Here is a 21943-nt window from a genome sequence, read left to right as displayed (position 1 = left end):
ATGGCTTTGAAACTGAGCAACAGTTTCAGCCATTTTCTTTTTTTAATGTCTCTAAACGATTGAAAACTTTTGAAAAGTATTTTTCTTGTCCATTTTGTTTAGGATGAAAATATTGTTTGTTTTTGATGCGATCCGGTAAATACTGTTGAAGGACCCATCCGTTATCAAAATCATGCGGGTATTGATATTCAACGCCTCGTCCAAGGTTCTCTGCTCCTTTGTAATGAGCATCCTTCAAATGAATGGGAACGTCGCCGGACAACCCTTTTTTAATATCACTTATCGCTTCATCTAATGCTTTGTAAGCAGCGTTGGACTTCGGTGATAGGCAAAGCTCAATAACGGCGTTTGCAAGCGGGATGCGTGCTTCTGGAAGTCCTAATCGCTCAGTTGCTTGAATAGCTGCTAGTGTCCTCATGCCGGCATCCGGATCAGCTAGTCCAATGTCTTCATAGGCAATGACTAAAAGGCGACGATTGATGCTGATCAAGTCTCCTGCTTCAATTAGCCGTCCCAAATAATGAAGAGCGGCATTTACGTCGCTGCCGCGAATCGATTTTTGAAAAGCCGATAATACATCATAGTGAGCGTCACCATTTTTATCATGTGAAAAATACTTTTGCTGCAGACATTCTTCTGCCGTTTGTAAGGTAATAACGATTTTACCATCGCTTTCACTTGTTGATAAAACAGCTAGTTCCAGAGCATTCAAAGCCGAGCGCACGTCACCGTTACAGCTGTTGGCAAAGTGGTTCATGGCGTCATCTTCTACGGCAATTTTTCTATCCCCAAATCCATTGGATGAGTCGTTGAGTGCTCTTGTTAGCGCCATTTTGATATCGTCTGGCGTAAGAGATTTTAATTCGAAGATTTGGCATCTGCTTCGAATAGCAGGATTAATCGCGTGATAAGGATTGCTTGTTGTCGCTCCGATTAGAATGATCATGCCGTTTTCTAAATAAGGAAGCAAAAAGTCTTGCTTGGCTTTGTCAAGGCGATGAACTTCATCTAGCAGAAGAATTACTTTGCCTGACATTTTGGCCTCTTCGGCGACAATTTCCATATCTTTTTTATTGTTTACAACGGCATTTAACTGACGAAACGCCGTGTTGGTTGTTTTTGCAATAGCTGTGGCAATTGTTGTTTTCCCGACGCCTGGAGGCCCATATAAAATCATCGAGCTTAAGTGATTTGCTTTTACCATTCGATAAATCATTTTATCTTTGCCAACTAAATGCTGCTGCCCGATAACGTCATCTAAATGAGTCGGACGCATTCGAAATGCGAGAGGTTTTGTAGACATGTTTTTCTCCTTTCTTTTCTTTCACTGTATCACAAGAGGTGAATAGGTGGTGGAAATTTATCTTATAGGCATAGTATGTTATAATATCAACAGTTACATTTGCAAGAAACGCGTATAGAGAAGTTCATATAGCTTAGTAAAAAACGACTCATCACAGCATTCAGTGACAACGTGAGGGTCTTATTTTTTTCATAAATAAAAAAAGTGTATTGAAGGAGTGTATCGTATGAAAATTTCAACAAAAGGACGCTACGGTTTAACGATTATGATTGAGCTTGCGAAGCGCTTTGGAGAAGGTCCTATCTCGCTTAAAACTATTGCTCAAACGCATGATTTATCTGAACATTATTTAGAGCAGCTTATTTCACCGCTGCGTAACGCTGGGCTTGTAAAAAGCGTGCGCGGAGCTTATGGAGGTTACATCTTGGCACATGAACCTGCTAACATTACTTCTGGCGATATTATTTCCGTTTTAGAAGGTCCTATTAGTCCTGTAGAAGGAATTGAAGATGAAGAGCCTGCAAAACGCGAGCTGTGGATTCGTATTCGAGATGCAGTTAAAGAAGTGCTAGATAGTACAACGCTTGAAGATTTAGCAAATCATTCTGATGATGATCAAGCGTCTTATATGTTTTATATTTAATAATGAGATAGGAGGCGTTTATTTTGGAACGTATTTATGTTGATCATGCAGCAACGTCTCCAATACACCCAGCAGTCGTTGAGAAAATGACGACTTTTATGCATGAGTACTTTGGAAATCCGTCTAGTATTCATCACTACGGGCGGGAAAGTCGACGCTATTTAGACGAAGCTCGCCAAACGATTGCAGCAAGTATTGGAGCACACGAAAATGAACTGATTTTTACAAGTGGTGGGACAGAAGCAGATAATATGGCACTGATCGGAGTCGCTCTTGCAAACCGCCATAAAGGAAATCATATTATTACCACGCAAATTGAACACCACGCTGTGCTTCATACGTGTGAATATTTAGAAACACAGGGCTTTGAAGTGACTTACCTACCAGTTAATGAGTACGGACAAGTATCTGTGGATGAAATAAAATCAGCCCTAACGGATCAAACAATTCTTGTGTCGGTGATGTTTGGAAATAATGAAGTAGGTGCTATTCAGCCAATTGGAGAAATTGGAGTTCTATTAAAAGAGCATGGAGCATATTTCCACACGGATGCAGTGCAAGCTTATGGATTAATTCCGTTAAATGTGCAACAATTAGGTGTCGATCTTTTATCCGTTTCGGCTCATAAAATTAACGGACCAAAAGGGATGGGCTTTTTATATGCAGCTGCTCACGTTTCACTGTCTCCTTTGCTATTTGGAGGAGAACAAGAGCGCAAACGACGAGCTGGAACTGAGAACATGACAAGTATCGTCGGGTTTGAAGAAGCTGTGAAAATTTCGCGACAAACGCTGCAAACACGTGCAGATGAATATAGAAGATACAAAGAAATAATGGTAGCTGTGTTGAAAGAAGAAGGTATTTCATTTGAAATTAACGGACATCTTGAAAATGCTCTGCCACATGTGTTAAATTTATCATTTCCAAAAACAAATGTTGAATCGATGCTCGTAAATTTAGACTTAGCAGGAATTGCGGCATCGAGCGGTTCAGCTTGCACAGCGGGAGCAATCGATCCTTCTCATGTGCTTGTTGCTATGTTTGGAAAAGGGTCTGAACGTTTAACAACTTCTATTCGATTTAGCTTTGGCCTAGGAAACTCTGCTGAGCAAATTGAAAAAACCGCACGTCAAACAGCAAACATCGTTAAGCGACTAACGATGTAAATAGCAGCCATCAGTAGGGTCTTCATCCCTCACTGATGGTTTGTGTCGTTTCTTTCGCTTTTTAGCGAACAATTTAATTAAAATGAAGAAAACGGAGGTGGCGAAGTTGACAAAATCACCTAAAGATACACGTGTAGTAGTCGGAATGAGCGGAGGCGTTGATTCATCTGTAGCAGCTCTTTTATTAAAACAACAAGGATACGATGTGATCGGAATCTTTATGAAAAACTGGGACGATACGGATGAAAACGGCGTTTGTACTGCGACTGAAGATTATAACGATGTTATTCGCGTATGTAATCAAATTGGTATTCCCTACTATGCAGTCAACTTTGAGAAACAATATTGGGATAAAGTATTTACCTACTTTTTAGATGAATATAAAGCAGGTCGTACACCGAATCCTGATGTAATGTGTAATAAAGAAATTAAATTCAAAGCCTTTTTGGAGCATGCAATGACGCTAGGAGCAGACTATCTAGCGACAGGACATTATGCACGCGTTGCGTATCGTGACGGGGAGTATAAAATGCTTCGAGGCGTAGATGGAAATAAAGATCAAACGTATTTCTTAAATCAATTAGGACAAGATCAGCTTTCAAAAGTAATGTTCCCAATTGGAGAAATTGAGAAATCAAAAGTGCGTGAAATTGCAAAAGAAGCAGGCCTTGCTACAGCAACGAAAAAAGACAGCACAGGTATTTGCTTTATTGGCGAACGCAACTTCAAGGAATTTTTAAGTCAGTATCTTCCTGCTCAGCCAGGTGTGATGCAAACGCTTGACGGCGAAGTGAAAGGCAAGCATGACGGCCTTATGTACTACACGATTGGTCAACGCCATGGTTTGGGTATCGGAGGCAGCGGCGAACCTTGGTTTGTAGTTGGAAAAGATTTAGAAAAAAACGTTTTATACGTCGATCAAGGCTTTCACAATGAGCTGCTTTATTCTACATCTCTTACAGCAACAAATGTCAGCTGGGTAAGCGACCGTGACTGGTCGTCACCAATGACGTGCACAGCAAAATTCCGCTATCGTCAAACCGATTCAGCAGTAACCGTTGAGAAAGTCGATGATGATACAATTAAAGTTATTTTTGCTGAACCCGTGCGGGCAATTACGCCAGGTCAAGCAGTTGTGTTTTACAAAGATGACGAATGTCTTGGCGGAGCAACTATTGACAAAGTATTTCAAGAAGAAGAGCAAATTTGGTACGTATAATTTATATAAGCAAGAACGAAAAACCTCAGCTGTATATAGCTGAGGTTTTTCTATGATATACTTTACTTATTGGGTAAACTAATAACTTACATATTCTAGATTTTCATGATGTGAAAATCTTTTAAATCATAACTAAAACAGTGGAGTGAACGAAAAAATGACAGATAAAAATCAGCTAGGAATTCAGTATATGCAGGAAGGGAAATTTGAAGAGGCTGCTAAAACATTTTCAGAAGCAATTGAAGATAATCCAAAAGATCCAATTGTGTATGTGAATTTTGGCAATTTGTTAGCGGCTGTTAGTGAGATGGATCGTGCTTTGAAATTTTATGAACGTGCGATTGAATTAGATGAAGAAACGGCAACAGCGTATTACGGAGCAGGAAATATTTATTTTAATGCAGAGCAGCTTGAGCAGGCAAAGCACTACTTTGATTTAGCAATCAAAAAAGGCTTAGATTCATCCGATGCCTACTTTATGCTTGGTTTAACGCTGTTTCATATGGAAGAAATTCGTTTTGCGATGCCTTATCTGCAGCGAGCGGTAGAACTAAACGAACATGATGTAGAAGCAAAATTTCAGTACGGTCTTTGTTTAGCACAGCTCGAAATGGTAGATGAAGCGATTGCTGAATTTCTTAAGGTAGTAAATCAAGAGCCAGAACATGCCGATGCTTTCTATAATTTGGGCGTAGCGTATGCCATGAAAGATGATAAGGACAAAGCAATTGAGATGTTAGATGAAGCTTTAAACGTGCAGCCAGATCACGTAATGGCAGCAAATGCTAAACAAGTTCTGTCTACATTAGAACATTAAGAAAGCGGGTAAAGGAAGGATAACATGAACGAAGAACTAGTGAACCCTTCACAGCCAGAACGTCATTATATAAGCGGCACGTCAATTGTAACGGTTTTTCATAACGAAGAAAACTTATATAACGTTACGCGGATACGGATCAAAAAAACAAATTTAGAGATTGAAGATAAAGAAACGGTCGTTACAGGCTATTTTCCTAAGCTTAATGAAGATGAAGTATACACATTTTACGGGGACTTCAAAGAGCATCCAAAGTTTGGTCTGCAATTTCATGTTGAGCAGTTTAAAAAAGAACTTCCGCAATCAAGGCAAGGGGTTGTTCAGTACCTATCAAGCGATTTATTTCACGGAATCGGTAAAAAAACCGCTGAAAATATTGTGGACGCCCTAGGAGAACGCGCTATTTTTCGTATTTTGCAAAATGAGTCCGTGCTAAAAGAGGTTCCGAGGCTTTCAGCCGACAAGGCAGAGGCTTTAGTAACGCAGCTTCGTGAACATCAAGGGTTAGAAGAAGTAATGGTAAAGCTGACAGACCTCGGGTTTGGACCGCAGCTTTCGATGAAGATTTTCCAAGCGTACAAACAAGAAGCGCTTGAAATTGTTCAAAATAATCCTTATCAGCTCGTAGAAGATATTCAAGGTATTGGTTTTAGCAGGGCCGATGAACTTGGAAAGAGGCTTGGTATGGCAACCAACCATCCTGATCGTTTGCGTGCAGGTATTTTATACGTCATTGAGCAAGAATGTAATCAAATGGGACATGTATACGTCACGGCAGATCAGCTGTATGGAAAAACAGCAGAGCTTCTTCGAAAAAGCAGGCATGAGAATCTGTCTGAAATGGATCTTACAAGAGAAGTGGACGCATTAAAAGCAGACAAAAAGCTTATCATTCAAGACGAAAAAATTTATTTTCCTCCCCTTTTCTATGCTGAAAAAGGGCTGGTTAAAGCTATTCAAAAAATTATGGCCCAAACGCAATACGAAGAGCAGTTTCCAGAATCAGAATTTTTACTAGCTTTAGGTGAACTAGAAGAGCGATTAGACGTGCAATATGCACCGTCTCAGCGCAAGGGCATACAAACTGCTTTAATGTCTCCAATGCTTCTTTTAACAGGTGGACCAGGTACAGGGAAAACAACGGTTATTAAAGGAATAGTCGAACTCTATGCAGAACTTCACGGATGTTCGTTAAATCCAGGGGATTATAAAAAAGATGAAGCTTTTCCTGTTTTACTTGTGGCACCTACTGGACGCGCTGCTAAACGAATGAGCGAAGCGACCGGACTTCCGGCAGTTACGATTCACAGATTATTAAAATGGAACGGACAAGAAGGATTTGACCATAATGAGGAGAATCCAATTGACGGAAAATTATTGATTGTGGATGAAGTATCGATGGTAGATTTGTGGCTTGCTCATCAGCTGTTTAAGTCTCTTCCTGCTAATTTACAGGTTATTTTAGTTGGAGACGAAGACCAGCTTCCTTCAGTAGGTCCGGGACAGGTGTTAAAAGATTTACTGAGTTCAGAAGTAGTTCCTACCGTCCGTCTGACAGATGTATACCGGCAAGCGGAAGGGTCGTCGATTATTGATTTGGCTCATGAAATAAAAAAAGGAAAGCTTCCGGAAGACTTATCGAGGCAGCAAGGAGATCGTTCCTTTATTCGCTGTCAAGGACAGCACATCACGAATGTCGTGCAACAAGTTTGCGGGAATGCGTTAAAAAAAGGCTATACGGCTAAAGATATTCAAGTTCTAGCTCCTATGTATAAAGGTCCTGCAGGGATTGATAAACTGAATGAAGTTCTTCAGGAATTATTTAACCCGGCTTCTGAGCAAAGAAGAGAGCTTAAGCACGGAGATATTACGTACCGAGTCGGAGATAAAGTGCTGCAGCTTGTAAATCAACCGGATAGCAACGTATTTAACGGAGATATGGGAGAAATCGTCTCAGTTTTCTTTGCCAAAGAAAATACGGAAAAACAGGATATGCTGGTTATTTCATATGAAGGAAACGAAGTAACTTATACAAAGCAAGACTTTAATCAAATAACTCATGCATACTGCTGTTCCATTCATAAATCGCAGGGAAGTGAATTTCCCATTGTTGTGCTTCCAATTGTCAAAAGCTATTACCGAATGCTGCGACGCAATTTACTTTATACCGCCGTTACGCGAAGTAAACAGTTTTTAATTTTATGCGGCGAAGACGAAGCGTTTCAGCTTGGAGTCAGCCGGAATGAAGACAGCATTCGACAAACGAATTTACAGCCCCTGCTTCGAGAAAGCTTGGATAACGACATAGAAGATCCCGAAATTCCATTTATGAAAGATGCAAATATTGGGATGGAAAACGTTACGCCGTATGATTTCATGTAACCTTTCGCATGCTAACAAAGAGTTAAATAAACTCCTTTGTTGCCATCCTTCTTTGCTAATTGTCAGAAAATAAAGTATGGGCGTGAAAAAAAGTGGATATAATGCGTTTATATAAGTAGAACGTATAAAGAGGTGTCGACTTTGTTTAAATGTCCAAACTGTAAAAGTATTGACGTTGGCAAAATTGGTGTAAATCAGTATTACTGCTGGAATTGTTTTATTGAAATGACTATTTCAAAAGGACAAATTAATACTCACCAAGTAGAAGAAGATGGAACATTGAGCTCGCTTGATGATTTGTTCTCAGATGACGAGCGCACAATCAATTTCTAATTCTTTTTTACCGGGAGGAAGAGCAATGGGCAGAATCATTCCGTCAGTAGTCGCTTTCGGTCTTGGAGCTTATGCATTTAAAATGGCAGATGATCGAGAGATGTTTACAAAAAGAAATATGAAAAAAATGCGTAAACGTATGATGAAAGCTATTCACTAATAAAAAAGCACTATTGCACTGAGCTGCAATAGTGCTTTTTTGCAGGCAGAAGATACAACTGCATGTATAAACTCCTTTCTTTATCAAAAAATAGAAAAGAGGAGGAGTTTACGTTGAAAGATAGTTCATTCAAATGGTTCTATAGATTCGGACTGCTGTTATTAGCACTGCTGTGCGTATTAGTCTTTTTTAAAGTCCAGTTTTTATGGCTTCCTGTTATTTACATGTTTTTAAAAGCACTGCTGCCTTTTTTTATTGCAGCATTCATTACATATTTACTTCATCCGCTTATTGAAAAAACGCATGATAAAGGCGTGCCTCGTCCTCTAGCTATTTTACTGATCTACATTATCTTTTTTGGAGGAATCGGGTTCGGAGCCTATAAGTCGTATCCTATTTTTGTGGAACAAGTAAAAGATTTAAATGAACAGCTGCCTCATTTTACGAATACATATAGACATTGGGTAGAATCGATTCATGATCGTACAACTTCACTTCCAAACGGTGTACATGAGAAAATTGAAGGCAGCATTGATGATGTAGAGGCTACGCTCAACGTGTGGCTTACAAAAGTGGCGGAAGGATTAAAATCATTGATTACCTCTTTTTTGATTTTAATCATTATTCCATTTATTGTTTTTTATATGCTGAAGGATTTTTCCTCTATTAAGAAAGCAACAGCTTATGTCACACCTAAAAAGTGGCACAAACCAGGCGAACGTTTTTTATCGGATGTGAATGAATCGCTTGGCAATTATATTAGAGGACAATTTTTTGTTTGTCTCATTATTGGTGTGATTGCCACAGCAGCACTTTGGTTCTTTCATGTACCTTATGCACTTCTTTTAGGCTTTATTATTGGCGTAACGAATATCATTCCGTATTTTGGCCCGATTATTGGTGCGGTTCCAGCAGCTATTATTGCAGCAACTATCTCGATAAAGTTGGTTATTACCATTGTCATTATTATCTTTGTGCTGCAGTTTCTAGAAGGAAATGTGCTGTCTCCGCTTATCGTAGGAAAGAGCCTTCATATTCATCCTTTGTTTATCATGCTTGCGCTCCTTTTAGGAGGAGAGTTTGGAGGAGTATTGGGTCTCATTTTGGCTGTGCCAATTTTAGCAGTCGTTAAAATATCTATTTTGCATATTCGCTCTTATACGCTCAAACATTGACAAAGAGCGGTTAATTTGTCATAATATCGCCATAAGAAAACGCTACATATTTTGAACACAATGATGGATCGAGTACGTTGCACACTGGTTTTTAGAGAAGGGCTTCCTTGGCTGAAAGAAGCGCTAAACAAAGAGCAGCTGAACGCTAGTCCAGAGTGCAGGCTAAAACCTGCCGTGTCAGCAACGTTAACGCTATGAAGGTGATAAATGCTTTTGGCATTTATAATCAGGGTGGTACCGCGAGTTCAACTCTCGTCCCTGCTACAGGGATGAGAGTTTTTTTGTGTGCAAATAACTAGCAATTACTTTTGGACACAGGGAAAATAGATGCTTTTATGTCATCATTTTTTTGTCTATAAATAAGAAGAGTATTAAAGGAGGACCAATCATGAAAAAACTGACGTCAGCACAAGTTCGTCAAATGTATTTAGATTTCTTTAAAGAAAAAGGCCATGATGTAGAACCAAGCGCATCTTTAGTTCCGCATGAAGATCCATCTTTATTATGGATTAACAGTGGAGTAGCTACATTAAAAAAATATTTTGATGGTCGTGTTATTCCTCAAAATCCGCGTATTTGTAACGCACAAAAATCTATTCGTACAAACGATATCGAAAACGTAGGTAAAACGGCTCGCCATCATACGTTTTTTGAAATGCTTGGTAACTTCTCTATCGGTGATTATTTCAAAGAAGAAGCAATCCAATGGGCATGGGAATTCTTAACGAGCGATAAATGGATTGGATTCGACGCAGATAAGCTATCTGTAACAGTTCACCCTGAAGATGAAGAAGCATTTAAGATCTGGAATGAAAAAATGGGCGTGCCTAAAGAGCGTATCATTCGTTTAGAAGGTAACTTCTGGGATATTGGAGAAGGTCCGAGTGGTCCAAATACAGAGATCTTTTATGATCGCGGAGAAGCATATGGAAATGACCTAACTGATCCCGAATTATATCCAGGTGGAGAAAATGAGCGTTATTTAGAAATTTGGAACCTTGTATTTTCTCAGTTTAATCATAATCCTGATAATACGTACACGCCGCTTCCAAAGAAAAATATTGATACAGGAATGGGCTTAGAGCGTATGGTTTCTGTTATTCAAGATGTGCAAACAAACTTTGATACAGATTTGTTTATGCCAATTATTGAAGCAACAGAAAATATTTCAGGCGCTAAATATCGTACAAATGATGAGCAAGATACGGCATTTAAAGTCATTGCTGACCACATTCGTACGGTAACATTTGCTGTAGGTGATGGTGCTCTTCCTTCAAATGAAGGCCGCGGGTATGTGCTGCGTCGTTTGTTACGCCGTGCAGTTCGCTATGCTAAAAAGTTAAACATTAATCGTCCGTTCATGTACGACCTAGTGCCGGTAGTAGGTGAAATCATGGTTGATTTCTATCCGGAAGTAAAGGAAAAAACGGATTTTATCCAGCGCGTAGTCAAAAATGAAGAAGAGCGTTTTCACGAAACGTTAAATGACGGACTAGCTATCTTGGCAACTGTTATTAAAAAAGAAAAAGCGCAAAACAGTGATACGGTACAAGGCGAAGATGTTTTCCGTCTATATGATACGTATGGCTTCCCTGTTGAATTAACGGAAGAATACGCAGAAGATGAGAACATGAAAATCGATCATGCGGGTTTTGAACGTGAAATGGAAGCACAGCGTGAGCGTGCGCGTGCTGCTCGTCAAGATTCTAGTTCTATGCAAGTTCAAGGCGGCGTACTTGGTGAAGTAACGGTTGCAAGTGAGTTTGTGGGCTATGATAAAAATGAAGTAGAAACAGTTGTTGAAGCAATTATTGTAGACGGTGAGCTTGTTGACCGTGCTGAAGCTGGAACAGAAGCGCAAGTTATTTTAAGCCACACGCCATTCTACGCAGAAAGCGGCGGTCAAATTGCGGACCAAGGTACGATCCAAAGTGCTTCAGGAAAAGCGGAAGTAAAAGACGTTCAAAAAGCGCCAAATGGTCAAAATGTCCAAACGGTATCTGTAACAAGCGGTGAGCTTGTAAAAGGTGAAACATACATGGCAACGCTTGATGAAGAAAACCGCAGTGCGATTGTGAAAAACCATACGGCAACGCATTTATTGCATCAAGCATTAAAAGATACGTTAGGAACGCATGTTAATCAAGCGGGTTCTTTAGTAACAGCGGATCGCTTGCGCTTTGACTTCTCTCACTTTGGTCAAGTGACACAAGAAGAGATTGAGAAAATTGAACAAATCGTTAATGAAAAGATTTGGGACAGCATCTCTGTACAAATTGAAAACAAAGCAATTGACGAAGCAAAAGCGATGGGTGCAATGGCGCTATTTGGTGAGAAATACGGAGATATCGTGCGCGTAGTACAAGTAGGCGACTACAGCTTAGAATTATGTGGTGGATGTCACGTACCAAATACATCTGTTATCGGTTTATTTAAAATTGTATCAGAATCTGGAATCGGTGCAGGTACTCGACGTATTGAAGCTGTAACTGGAAAAGCTGCCTATCAGTTAATGAATGATCAAGTAGGTTTACTAAAAGAAGCTGCGGCAAAAGTAAAATCCAACCCGCGCGATTTAGTAGGGCGCGTTGAAGGATTACTAGAAGAAATTCGTAATCTTCAGCGTGAAAATGATTCACTATCTACAAAGCTTGGCAATATTGAAGCTGGCAATCTTGTTGACCGCGTACAAAACATTAATGGTGTAAATGTCCTAGCAGCAAAAGTGAATGCAACGGATATGAATAACCTTCGTGCAATGGTTGATGATTTAAAACAAAAATTAGAATCTGCTGTGATCGTATTAGCTTCTCCACAAGGTGAAAAGGTAAATATTATTGCAGGTGTAACAAAAGATTTAATTGCTAAAGGCCATCATGCTGGCAAACTTGTTAAAGAAGTAGCAACGATTTGCGGCGGAGGCGGAGGCGGACGCCCTGACATGGCGCAAGCTGGAGGAAAAGACGCTAGCCAAATTGAAAAAGCACTTGGCACTGTAGAAGAATGGGTTAAATCCGTTTAATTCTCCTCTTTCTTGGTGTACAATATAAATAAGACTTAGCATAGTGCACAATGTGTTCACAAATTAAGAGAGTGAGGTGGGACCGTGAGTTCATTTGATAAAACCATGCAATTTAATTTTCAAGATGAGCCAGCTGAAACAAACGTACATGAAGTATTGTTTACGGTTTATGACGCACTGCAAGAAAAAGGCTACAACCCGATTAACCAAATCGTTGGGTATTTGTTATCAGGAGACCCTGCTTACATTCCTCGTCATAACGATGCGAGAAACACAATTCGCCAGTTAGAGCGAGACGAGCTCATTGAAGAACTTGTTAAATCTTATTTACAACAGCATCGAAAGGATTCATAAATGCGCGTATTAGGATTAGATGTAGGAACCAAAACAATTGGTGTGGCAGTTAGTGATGAAATGGGATGGACAGCGCAAGGAATTGAAACAATTAAAATTGCAGATGAGCAGATGGAGCAATCATATCCTCGTTTACAGCAGTTGATTGACGAATATTCCGTAGAGAAAATCGTAGTGGGTCTTCCTAAAAATATGAATGGTACGATTGGCCCTCGAGGCGAAGCGTGCATCGAGTTTGCTGACAGCGTCAAAGAAAAACTTAACATTGAAACGATGATGTGGGACGAGCGCTTGTCAACGATGGCAGCAGAGCGAGTACTGCTGTCTGCCGACGTAAGCCGCAAGAAACGCAAAAAAGTAATCGATAAAATGGCAGCTGTTATGATTCTTCAAGGATACTTAGACAGCAAGCAATAAGAAAAGCAGCAGGCTTTGCTTAAGCTGACAAGTTATGACTTTCCCTTTTACATATTCTTTTGTACGTAAAAGGGAAGTGAAATAACTGAACAGCTTGCTTTTCGCTGAAGAAAAAGTTAAGCTAAGAGCTTACAATATAAAATGAGGTGCAAACATGAGCGTAGAAGAAAATAAAATTACAATCGTCGATGAGAATGGAAATGAGCAGCTATGCGAAATTTTATTCACATTTGATTCTGATCAATATAACAAATCATATGTAATTTACTATCCAATCGGAGCAGACCAAGATGATGAAGAAGAAATTGAAATTCATGCATCTGCTTTCACACCAAGTGAAGACGGTCAAGACGGCGAGCTTCAACCGATTGAAACAGAAGAAGAGTGGGACATGGTTGAGGAAATGGTTAACACATTCCTTGACGAAGAAGGCGAATAATTATAGTGAAAAAGCTGATGACAATCGTTATCAGCTTTTTTTTACATAGCGGCCGTTCTTTTTAGATATAAAAAGGTTTTTCCTTGCATTCTTAGGGGAGATTGTATGATAATGACGAAAAATGAGATAAATTGTAGTATAATAATTCCTGCGTGTGAGAGTGCATTTTAATAAAAGAATTCATTGTTTGAACGGATGAAACTAGACTTTGGGCAGACAATAACATAAATCATGGAAAAAATTTAGGAGAGGCGATAGTTTAAGGAAGCGATACCATCTCACACCTATAGGAGATACGAATGAATCGCAATCTCATGTATCCTCTCTGTTCATACTTACAAAAAATCAAGAAGAAAAGAGGTGAAACTGGTTGTATCTTCTTTTACAGAAGTAGATTTAACCAGGAAGCTGCTTGTCGCAACAAACATTTTTACCACCTAATCGTTCAAGGAAAAAACGAGTTATTTTTATTACAATTATCGTACTTCTTTTACTTGTTGGCGGTGCATTTTTCTATGCTCAATCCCGCTTAACACCCGTGGATCGAAACAGCAATAAAAAAGTAAATGTGACCATTCCACAAGGTTCTTCCGTTCAATCGATTGGTACGGTATTGAAAAAAGAAGATTTAATTAAAAGTAAAAGTGCCTTTCGCTATTACGTAAAATTAACTCATGTATCTGGATTTCAAGCTGGAACGTATTTATTTTCTCCTTCCATGAGCTTAGGGGAAATGGTTGAAAAAATGGAAAAAGGCGAGGTTTCAAAACAACCTGATATTCGTGTCACCATTCCAGAAGGACGCCAGCTTGTCGAAATTGCTGATATCATTGCTAAAAATACAAAGTTTACAAAAGACGAAGTCATGAAAAAGCTAGACGATAAGGCATTCATCAATAAAATGAAAGAAAAGTATCCAGATTTAGTAACGGATGAAGTGATGCAAAAAGATATTAAGCATCCGCTAGAAGGTTATTTATATCCCGTTACGTATGATTTTTATGATAAAAATGTGTCGTTAGATGAAATATTGGATAAAATGGTAGGGAAAACAAATAATGTATTAGGTCAGTACAGTGGGCAAATGGAAAAGAAAAAATTCAGTGCACATAAATTGTTAACCATGTCTTCTCTAATTGAAGAGGAAGCGACTGCGAAAGTCGACCGAGAAAAAATTGCCAGCGTCTTTTATAATCGCCTTGAAAAAAACATGCCTCTTCAAACGGATCCAACCGTATTATATGCCTTAGGAGAGCATAAAGACCGGGTGTTCTATAAGCATTTAGAAGTGGACTCTCCTTACAATACGTATAAAGTAAAGGGGTTGCCTCCAGGACCAATTGCCAGCTCTGGATTGATGTCAATCAAAGCTGCGTTACATCCAGCCAATACAGATTATTTATACTTCTTGGCTACACCTGAAGGAAAAGTTATTTTTACCAAAACGTTAGAAGAACATAACAAAGAAAAAGCCAAGCATATTACAGGTAAAGAAAAGCAAAATACCGAAAAATAATTGGAAATTTAAAATTGGGGAATCGCGATACTTCGCATTCCCCATCTTTTATGTTAAAATATATCGGGTTTACGTAAAAACGAAAAAAACTTATAATAGACTAGTTGTCTTACTATTTTGCAGTAATGAAACGTTATGAAAACATAATGTAAAATGTACTTCTGAGAACGGAGGAAGTGTTTTGCTTTTACAAAACGTAGAGCAGTATGTGGAAAAGCTTATTCCTAAGCGCCAGGAGCTTATTGAAGAAATGGAAGCTTATGCAGAAGAACATCACGTTCCGATTATGGAATTGATTGGTGTTGAAACGCTATTGCAAATTCTTCGTCTTCATCAGCCAAAACATATATTAGAAATTGGAACAGCGATTGCATATTCGTCTATTCGAATCACCCATGCGCTTCCAGAGGCACGAGTGGTTACGGTAGAACGAAATGAAGAGCGTTACCAAAAAGCGCAAGAGTTTATTGAACGGGCGGGAAAACAAGATAAAATTGTGTCGTTGTTTGGAGATGCACTTGAGCTTAGAGATGAAATTGAACGTCATGGTCCTTATGATGCAGTCTTTATCGATGCAGCTAAAGGTCAGTATCAGCGTTTTTTCGAACATTATGAGCCGATGCTATCTTCTAAAGGAATGATTATTTCGGATAACGTACTATTTAAAGGTCACGTAGCGACCGATTTGGCGGAAGTAGAAACACGTCGACGCCGCAGCTTAATTAAAAAAATTCAGGCATACAATACGTGGCTGATGAATCATCCCGATTATTATACAACTATTCTCCCTATTGGAGACGGAATCGCGATTAGTATTAAAAGAGGTGACCAAGAATGAAAAAACCAGAACTATTAGTGACACCAACTGCAGTTTCGGAAATCGAATCATTACTACAAGCTGGAGCAACAGCTATTATGGTTGGTGAACAGCGCTACGGTTTGCGTTTAGCAGGTGAATTCAAACGTGAAGATATCGTAGAAGCTGTAAATATTGCTCATCAGCATGATGCAAAAGTCTACGTAGCGATGAACGGATTATTTCACAATGATAAAATCGCCGAATTAAATGAATATATTTTATTCTTAAAAGAAGCAAGCGTGGATGCGATTGTATTTGGAGATCCGGCTGTATTAATGGCAGTGCGTGAAACAGCTCCAGAAATGGAGATGCACTGGAGTACTGAAACAACGGGAACAAACTGGTATTCATGTAACTACTGGGGCCGCAAAGGAGCTAAGCGTGCAGTTCTTGCTCGTGAGCTAAGCATGGATAGCATCATTGATATCAAAGAAAAAGCCGAAGTAGAAATTGAAGTTCAGGTGCATGGCATGACGTGTATGTTCCAATCGAAACGTTCACTTCTTGGCAACTACTTTGAGTATCAAGGAAAAGTCATGGAAATTGAAAATCGTAAAGTAGAAAAAGATATGTTTTTACTTGATAATGAGCGAAACAATAAGTATCCAATTTTCGAAGATGAAAATGGAACGCACATTATGAGTCCAAATGATATGTGCATTATCGATGAGCTTTCCGAAATGATTGACGCTGAAGTAGATGTATTTAAAATTGACGGCGTATTAAAGTCACCGCAATATATTTTAGAAGTAACAAAAAAATATCGTCAAGCGATTGATTTATGTGTAGATGACCGTGAAGAATACGAAAACGTTAAAGACGATTTGTTAGAAGAAATTGAAAGCTTGCAGCCAATTAACCGCCCGTTAGACACAGGGTTTTTCTTTAAAGAAACGGTATATTAAAAAGCATGCAAAGAAAGATAAACAAAGGAGGTACAAACGATGGCTGTTCAAATCGATACTGTAGTAGAAGGTAAACGAGTTATTACTAAAAAGCCTGAGTTGTTAGCTCCAGCCGGTAACCTTGAAAAATTAAAAGTTGCCGTACACTATGGAGCAGATGCTGTGTTTATCGGAGGAAAAGAGTTTGGCCTTCGTTCAAATGCAGATAACTTTACATTTGAAGAAATGGCAGAAGGTGTTCAGTTTGCAAACAAATACGGCGCACGTATTTATGTTACAACAAACATTTTTGCTCACAATGAAAATATGGACGGACTTGAAGATTATTTAATGGGATTAGAGCGCGCTGGCGTTTCTGGAATCATCGTAGCTGATCCGTTAATTATCGAAACCTGTCGAGGCGTTGCACCTAAGCTTGAAGTACACTTAAGTACGCAGCAATCACTTTCAAACTGGAAAGCCGTTCAATTCTGGAAAGAAGAAGGATTAGAACGTGTTGTACTTGCTCGTGAAACGGGTGCTGAAGAAATGCGCGAAATGAAAGAAAAAGTGGATATTGAAATTGAAGCTTTTATTCACGGAGCGATGTGTATTGCTTATTCAGGCCGCTGCGTGCTAAGTAACCACATGACAGCGCGTGATTCAAACCGTGGAGGCTGCTGTCAATCATGCCGTTGGGACTATGATTTATTTAAAGTAGAAGACGGTAAAACGGAAACGCCTTTATTTGATGAGCAAGACGATCCGTTTGCAATGAGTCCAAAAGATTTAAATTTAATTCAATCTATCCCTCAAATGATTGAGCTGGGTATTGATAGCTTGAAAATTGAAGGACGTATGAAGTCGATCCACTATATTGCAACAGTGGTGAGCGTATATCGCAAAGTGATTGACGCATACTGTGCAGATCCTGAGAATTTTGTGATTCAAAAAGAATGGCTTGATGAGCTAGACAAATGTGCGAACCGCGATACGGCTCCCGCCTTTTTTGAAGGGGTTCCTGGAGTGGATGAACAAATGTTTGGCGTACACGGCAAGAAAACAAAATTTGATTTTGCTGGTTTAGTATTGAATTATGATGAAGAAACAAGCATCGTGACATTGCAACAGCGTAACTATTTTAAACCGGGAGAAGAAGTGGAATTTTTTGGTCCGGAAATTAAAAACTTTACGCAAAAAATAGATAAAATTTGGGACGAAGATGGCAATGAACTAGATGCTGCGCGTCATCCGCTGCAAATTGTGAAATTTAAAGTGGACCAACCTCTATTTTCATATAACATGATGCGAAAGGGGATTTAAATATAAAATGGGGAAAAAGCCCGTTGTAATCGGTATCGCTGGTGGATCCGGTTCTGGTAAAACAACTGTAACCAAAGCTATTTATGAGTATTTTAAAGGGCATTCTATTATGCTTCTTGAGCAAGACTATTATTATAAAGATCAAAGCGATGTACCGTTTGAACAGCGTTTGCAAACAAATTACGATCATCCTCTAGCATTTGATAATGATTTGCTGATTGAACACTTGCAAAACTTATTAAATTATGAGAGCATTGACAAACCGGTATATGATTACGCAATTCATACGCGCTCTGAGAAGGTAATTAAAGAAGAACCAAAAGATGTTATTATCTTAGAAGGTATTCTTGTACTAGAAGATCAGCGCTTGCGTAATTTAATGGATATCAAGCTATACGTAGATACAGATGCGGATCTTCGTATCATTCGTCGTATGCTTCGTGATATTAAAGAACGAGAGCGTACGCTTGAGTCAGTTGTTGATCAATACGTATCTGTCGTTCGCCCGATGCATAATCAGTTTGTTGAACCAACAAAACGCTATGCAGATATTATCATTCCTGAAGGCGGTCAAAACCACGTAGCGATTGACTTGATGGTCACTAAAATTCAAACAATTCTTGAACAAAATGCCATTTTATAATAACATAGCATAGATGCAGGAATTTTTTTGAAGACAATGCAGACATATTCTGCTAACTAAACACAAACATTATAAAGAATAGAGAAACGAGCAGCTTCTATTTTGAAGCTGTCATTTCTCTATTAACTGATTTTTCCACACAGTGGAAAATTTTTTGTACATACAGAAATCGACTGTATACACTAGAGATTTTGAGTTCAAGAAGGAGTGAAGGGATTATGGCACAAGAAAAAGTATTTCCAATGACAGAAGAAGGAAAGCTAAAGCTAGAGCAAGAGCTAGAATATTTAAAAACAGTAAAACGTAAAGAAGTTGTAGAGCGTATCAAGATCGCCCGCAGTTTTGGAGATTTATCGGAGAACTCTGAGTACGATTCTGCAAAAGACGAGCAGGCTTTCGTGGAAGGACGTATTACAACGCTTGAGAATATGATTCGCAATGCGAAAATTATTGAAGAAGATGTAGAAAATTCTTCTATCGTATCATTAGGTAAATCTGTAACATTTGTAGAGTTGCCAGATGGTGACGAAGAAACGTATACAATTGTAGGTAGTGCAGAAGCAGATCCATTTGAAGGGAAAATTTCAAATGATTCACCAATTGCTAAAAGTCTAATGGGCAAACAAATTGGAGATCAAGTAACTGTTCAAACTCCTGGTGGAGATATGTCAGTGAAAATTGTATCTGTTAAGTAAAACATATGGTTGGAAGCGTTCTACTGAATGCTCGTAAGTAAAAAAGCTGACACGCGTCAGCTTTTTTTATATGATTTAAAAAAACGGAGAGAATAGAAAAGATATGTAGGAAAGGAAAGATGAAGATGAAAGATGTCGATTTTACTAAAACAGCGCTTGTTTTAATTGATTTACAAAAAGGGATTGTTCCAATTGGAGGAGACGAAATCGTAGAAAAATCTGTTCAGCTTGTGAATCGTTTCCGCGAACAAAATGGATTTATTAGCTTTGTACGAGTAGATTTTCAAGATGGAAAAGATGCGTTGACGCCAGAAACGGATCAAAAGCCATCTGCTCCTCAAGAAAGACCTGCAGACTGGGCAGAATTCGATCCAAGACTTAATGTTCAAGAGACTGATTACATTGTGACAAAACGTCAGTGGGGAGCCTTTTTTGGGACAGATTTAGACCTTCAGCTTCGCCGAAGAGGAATTGATACAATTGTCCTTTGCGGAATTGCAACAAATATTGGTGTGGAAAGCACAGCTCGTGAAGCATTTCAGTATGGATATAACCAAATTTTTATCACGGATGCCATGGCGACATTTACAAAAGAAGAGCATGAAGCCACTCTTTCTTACATCTTTCCGAAAATAGGAAAGCTACGAACAACTCAACAATTTTTAACGGAAAATGAATAATAAAAACTTGCTGAATCAGCAAGTTTTTTTATGGAATGAAAAAAAGAATGAATATTTCTTAAGATAATGGTTTTAAAAGTAATGGCAACGTCGACACTTGTAAAGAGTGAGGTGTAGTCATGAAAATAATTCACAAGCGAATTTATATTACTCTTATTTTTATTTTATTATTAATTAGTGGACTGGGAGCACGGCTTGTTCAACTCCAGCTTGTCAGCACAGAATCTTTTACTGATAAAAATATTAACTTAATTGAAGGAAGCGTAAAACAGCGTACGCAGGAAATGGTGGTAGACGACGGACGAGGGAAATTCGAAGATAAAAATGGACAGTCTTTAACATCTATCACGCATAATCGCTTAGTCCTGTTTCCATTTTTAGAAAAAATGAAGTGGCCCGTTCAGCAAGTAAGCGAAATTGTGGGAATGCAACCACAGGAATTAACGAACAGACTAGCGAATGCTAAAACACCGGTTGTTATTACAAAAGAATTATCCCATGCACAAGTCGAAAAAATAAATGCATTAAAGGTACCTGGCGTGTTTGGAATTCCTCTAAAAGATGAGCGTCCAGTTCCTCTTGCTGAACATTTAATCGGACTAGAAGCACAAAGCAAACAAATAATTGAAGAGAAGTACAGTGATAAATTGAAAAATGGAGCTATTAAATCAACTACGCCTGTAGGTATCTCAGGGATGCAGAGGGCTTTTGACGAGTTTTTGCTGCCTGAACAAGAGTCTAAGCTCCTTTATCATGTTGATCGACTAGGTGGGCCTATGTTTGGCATCGATGTAAAATATACGGGCACAGCTAACCCTTATTATCCAGTCAGTGTGCGTACGACGCTTGATTTGTCTGCTCAGGAGCTAGTGGAGAATACATTGAATCATTATAAGTTAAAAGACGGAGGAGCCGTCTTAATTGATATAAAAAACAATAAAGTAATTGCGATGGCCAGCAGGCCTTCAATTAATAAGAAAGATCCATTTAAAAAGCAAAACGGTTCAGACAGCGTAGAAAATCGTTTGCTGACGCCGCAAACTCCTGGATCTATATTTAAAACCGTAACAGCAGCTGCAGCGCTTGAACAAAATAAAATTCAGCCTTCTTTTACCTATAACTGCGATAAAAGTATTTATGGCAATAATGTAGAAGAAGATCATCAAAAAGGGCAGCTGACGTTTGAAGAAAGCTTTGCGCAAAGTTGTAATGCAACGTTTGCCCAGCTAGCAAAAGAAATGATAATATCTAATCCGGATATCATTGAACAATATGCTGATAAGTTAGGGCTTCTTCAGCCTGTAGGATGGACGGGTGATGTGTTTCACTTTGAACATTTTAAGCAGTTTTTAGGAGAAAAATCGGGAAGAGTTTGGACAAATGATAGAGAAAAAAAAGTACCAAATGCTGTAGCGCAAACAGCAATTGGACAGCTTGACGTAAAAGTGACTCCGCTTGCAGTAGCAAATATGATGGCGACAATTGCACGCGGAGGAGAAAAGAAGCAGGTAAAAGGGGTAGATGCGCTGGACTATAAAAACAACACGTCACTGTATACGTTTAAAGAGCATGAGCTAAAAGGAGATACGATTAATGAAGCCACAGCTGCTTCTATGCAGCAGCTTTTAAAAGGCGTTGTACAGAGCGAAAAAGGAACAGGAAGAAGATTTCAAACGCTTCCTTATGAAGTGGCAGGAAAATCAGGAACTGCTGAAATCAATGTGAAAGCCGATATCGTCAATAAATGGTTCGCCGGTTACTTTCCTGCAGATGATCCAAAATATGCAATGGTAGTGGTGGATTTAAATACAAAAAGTGCGATATCTCCCACAAACAGCGTATTTTATGATATTGTTAAAGGGATGTATGACTTAAATACACGTTAAAACAAGAAGAATTTGTAAAAAATATTA

The 21943-nt window shown here is 38.9% G+C and carries 21 protein-coding genes; 20 read left to right on the top strand and 1 reads right to left on the bottom strand.

Annotated features, from left to right (window positions below):
- Positions 1-25: 25 nt before the first annotated feature.
- A complete protein-coding gene (locus LJY09_RS22855; RefSeq protein WP_028411685.1) occupies positions 26-1303 on the bottom strand; it encodes a replication-associated recombination protein A in 1278 nt (425 codons plus the stop codon).
- 226 nt (positions 1304-1529) lie between these two features.
- Here LJY09_RS22855 and cymR point away from each other — a divergent pair, with 226 nt between their 5' ends.
- The 20 genes from cymR (at position 1530) to LJY09_RS22755 (ending at position 21916) form a co-directional block, all read left to right on the top strand.
- The gene (gene cymR / locus LJY09_RS22850) at positions 1530-1946 is read left to right on the top strand and encodes a cysteine metabolism transcriptional regulator CymR (RefSeq protein WP_013059297.1); all 417 of its coding nucleotides are present in this window, start codon (positions 1530-1532) and stop codon (positions 1944-1946) included.
- 23 nt (positions 1947-1969) lie between these two features.
- Entirely contained in the window at positions 1970-3112 is a 1143-nt protein-coding gene (locus LJY09_RS22845; protein WP_155010557.1) for a cysteine desulfurase family protein, read from the top strand.
- 106 nt (positions 3113-3218) lie between these two features.
- Positions 3219-4331 carry a tRNA 2-thiouridine(34) synthase MnmA gene (gene mnmA / locus LJY09_RS22840; RefSeq protein ID WP_028411683.1) on the top strand — a complete coding sequence of 371 codons (1113 nt, stop codon included), beginning with the start codon at positions 3219-3221 and terminating at the stop codon, positions 4329-4331.
- Between the two features lie 157 nt (positions 4332-4488).
- A complete protein-coding gene (locus tag LJY09_RS22835) occupies positions 4489-5148 on the top strand; it encodes a tetratricopeptide repeat protein (RefSeq protein WP_013085089.1) in 660 nt (219 codons plus the stop codon).
- A 24-nt stretch (positions 5149-5172) separates the two neighbouring features.
- Positions 5173-7530: an SF1B family DNA helicase RecD2 gene (locus LJY09_RS22830; protein ID WP_168761310.1), complete on the top strand. Its 2358-nt coding sequence runs from the start codon at positions 5173-5175 to the stop codon at positions 7528-7530.
- A 141-nt stretch (positions 7531-7671) separates the two neighbouring features.
- Positions 7672-7863, top strand: a complete 192-nt coding sequence (locus LJY09_RS22825; protein WP_013059292.1) for a hypothetical protein — start codon at positions 7672-7674, stop codon at positions 7861-7863.
- Between the two features lie 25 nt (positions 7864-7888).
- Entirely contained in the window at positions 7889-8023 is a 135-nt protein-coding gene (locus LJY09_RS22820; RefSeq protein ID WP_013059291.1) for a YrzQ family protein, read from the top strand.
- Between the two features lie 113 nt (positions 8024-8136).
- Positions 8137-9198, top strand: coding sequence for an AI-2E family transporter (locus tag LJY09_RS22815; RefSeq protein ID WP_028411681.1), 1062 nt, complete (start codon positions 8137-8139; stop codon positions 9196-9198).
- Between the two features lie 388 nt (positions 9199-9586).
- Positions 9587-12220 (top strand): alanine--tRNA ligase, encoded by a 2634-nt coding sequence (alaS, locus tag LJY09_RS22810; protein ID WP_033579667.1) that lies wholly within the window; start codon positions 9587-9589, stop codon positions 12218-12220.
- Between the two features lie 84 nt (positions 12221-12304).
- Positions 12305-12574 (top strand): IreB family regulatory phosphoprotein, encoded by a 270-nt coding sequence (locus LJY09_RS22805; protein ID WP_013059287.1) that lies wholly within the window; start codon positions 12305-12307, stop codon positions 12572-12574.
- Entirely contained in the window at positions 12575-12991 is a 417-nt protein-coding gene (gene ruvX, locus LJY09_RS22800; protein ID WP_182028481.1) for a Holliday junction resolvase RuvX, read from the top strand.
- Positions 12992-13145: 154 nt separating this feature from the next.
- Positions 13146-13430 (top strand): DUF1292 domain-containing protein, encoded by a 285-nt coding sequence (locus LJY09_RS22795; RefSeq protein ID WP_013059285.1) that lies wholly within the window; start codon positions 13146-13148, stop codon positions 13428-13430.
- Between the two features lie 412 nt (positions 13431-13842).
- Positions 13843-14946, top strand: a complete 1104-nt coding sequence (gene mltG, locus LJY09_RS22790) for an endolytic transglycosylase MltG (protein WP_028411679.1) — start codon at positions 13843-13845, stop codon at positions 14944-14946.
- Positions 14947-15127: 181 nt separating this feature from the next.
- A complete protein-coding gene (locus LJY09_RS22785) occupies positions 15128-15784 on the top strand; it encodes an O-methyltransferase (protein ID WP_028411678.1) in 657 nt (218 codons plus the stop codon).
- Positions 15781-16710: a peptidase U32 family protein gene (locus LJY09_RS22780; protein WP_228307440.1), complete on the top strand. Its 930-nt coding sequence runs from the start codon at positions 15781-15783 to the stop codon at positions 16708-16710. The genes LJY09_RS22785 and LJY09_RS22780 overlap by 4 nt, the downstream gene beginning before the upstream one ends.
- A gap of 39 nt (positions 16711-16749) precedes the next feature.
- Positions 16750-18012, top strand: coding sequence for a peptidase U32 family protein (locus LJY09_RS22775; protein ID WP_228307439.1), 1263 nt, complete (start codon positions 16750-16752; stop codon positions 18010-18012).
- Positions 18013-18019: 7 nt separating this feature from the next.
- Positions 18020-18655, top strand: coding sequence for a uridine kinase (gene udk / locus LJY09_RS22770; RefSeq protein WP_028411675.1), 636 nt, complete (start codon positions 18020-18022; stop codon positions 18653-18655).
- A 218-nt stretch (positions 18656-18873) separates the two neighbouring features.
- Positions 18874-19350 (top strand): transcription elongation factor GreA, encoded by a 477-nt coding sequence (gene greA / locus LJY09_RS22765; RefSeq protein WP_013059279.1) that lies wholly within the window; start codon positions 18874-18876, stop codon positions 19348-19350.
- A 119-nt stretch (positions 19351-19469) separates the two neighbouring features.
- A complete protein-coding gene (locus tag LJY09_RS22760; RefSeq protein ID WP_372497466.1) occupies positions 19470-20030 on the top strand; it encodes an isochorismatase family protein in 561 nt (186 codons plus the stop codon).
- 119 nt (positions 20031-20149) lie between these two features.
- On the top strand, positions 20150-21916 hold the full coding sequence (locus LJY09_RS22755; protein WP_099331300.1) for a peptidoglycan D,D-transpeptidase FtsI family protein: 1767 nt from the start codon (positions 20150-20152) through the stop codon (positions 21914-21916).
- The last annotated feature ends 27 nt before the right edge of the window (positions 21917-21943 follow it).

It is taken from the genome of Priestia sp. J2 (assembly GCF_020790095.1).
GTDB lineage: Bacteria > Bacillota > Bacilli > Bacillales > Bacillaceae_H > Priestia > Priestia zanthoxyli.
Note: the sequence above shows the minus strand (reverse complement) of the source record. Positions and strands in the feature narration are given on the sequence as shown.